The sequence below is a fragment of the Pontimonas sp. genome (genome assembly GCF_031581085.1).
Classification (GTDB): Bacteria; Actinomycetota; Actinomycetes; order Actinomycetales; family Microbacteriaceae; genus Pontimonas.
Genome location: NZ_JAVLBO010000067.1, coordinates 1 through 1,506, shown reverse-complemented (window position 1 = coordinate 1,506; position 1,506 = coordinate 1). Strand labels below are relative to the sequence as shown.

Below are 1,506 nucleotides of genomic sequence, written 5' to 3'. Positions count from 1 at the left end.
CGAGTGAGGACGCTCCGGTCTATAACTCGTCCACGGGCCAATTCGAGATTAGTCGACACGATCAGCTGATTTATCTCTCCGAAAATTTTGAGTCAGCGGCGACTGGTGTCACGGGGGATTGGCGGGAGCAGGATTTCGTGCTCACCCAATCGGTGAACCTCGACGGATGTAACTTCACCCCCATCGGGCGCGATTCCGACGTCGGTGATGCATCTTTTACCGGCACGTTTGATGGCCAAGGAAACAGTATTCTCGGACTCGTCAGTGACGGTGATGGTGATCGAGGTCTCTTCGGCATGACCGACGGGGACTCTGACGACGTGGAAATTTCACACCTCAACCTTGTCGCCACAATCGAGGCGTCCGCGTCCTCTGGCGCTGGGGCTCTCGTCGCCTCTGCAATAGACACCAAGATTTCGCAAGTATCTGCGTCAGGAACCGCATCAAGCACGGGAAACAACGTCGGTGGTTTAGTGGGAGCACTGCGAAATTCCACCATTTCGCACAGCACTGTCGGCGTGCACATCAGCACGAGCCCGGGTAGTAGGTCAATCGGCGGCATGGTTGGGGTGTCGTCGGACACCACAACCATCTCTAACTCCTACGCGTTAGGCAACGTCAGCGGAGAGGATGCGGGCGGAGTAGTGGGGGCCGTGAGTGGCTCAAAAATCACTTTGGTCAATACCTACGCCGCAGGTTCAGTCACAGGCAGCGGCAGCCTCGGAGGCCTGGTCGGCAAATTAGAAGGCCCGTCAACACTCACTGCCCAAAACTCGTTTTGGGACATTACGAGGACCGGGCGGACGACCTCTGCCGGTGGCGAGGGAACCGGCAAAACCAGCGTTGAAATGACTACAGCCGGCACGTTCAGTGCATGGAACGGGGGGAATGGGCTTGTGTCGTGGGCCCCCTTCGACGCGTCCACAGACACCATCTGGGGCACGTGTTCGTCCGTGAATGAAGGCTACCCCTACCTACTATGGGAGCAATCCACCAACCCCTGCGGCACGGGAGATTCTGGAGATTCTTTCTCCGCTGACTCCGCCACCATCACGGAGCGTGCATCTTCGGCTGGGATTCACTTTGATACCGGAATTGAGGTCGGCGACCAGCACTCGGGCACACTAATCCTGGCCGAAGGTGAAGGGCTGGCCCGTGGCCAGGCCTTCCGAGTGACGTTAAACCCAGGTGGAACAGTTCTTGCGTCTGGCACCGCCTCGCGGCTGGGCTACTTCAGTACCACCACCACCCTGCCCGTAGGGCTCACCCCCGGCACCTACACGCTCAGCCTCACCAGCAAGGACCCTGCGGGCAATCCCCTGGTGTTGACTGAGCGCTTCGGTATCGACTCATCCGGGCTCTTCACTGCGGCCACGCCGAACACTGCATCGAACTCTGAGTCTGACAACAACAGTGCTGAGCTGGCGCCTGCAAGCGGGACCTCCGGTGAAGGCACAGAGGAACCGGCGGCAGAAGCAGATCCGGGCACGTCTGATGCGACAAAGA

1 protein-coding gene is annotated in these 1,506 nt (G+C 59.1%); it reads left to right on the top strand.

Going from position 1 to position 1,506, the window contains the following annotated elements; all coding sequences use genetic code 11:
* Positions 1-1,506 (top strand): hypothetical protein (locus tag RI518_RS07885; RefSeq protein WP_310689827.1); only part of this gene is annotated, 1,506 nt, incomplete at both ends.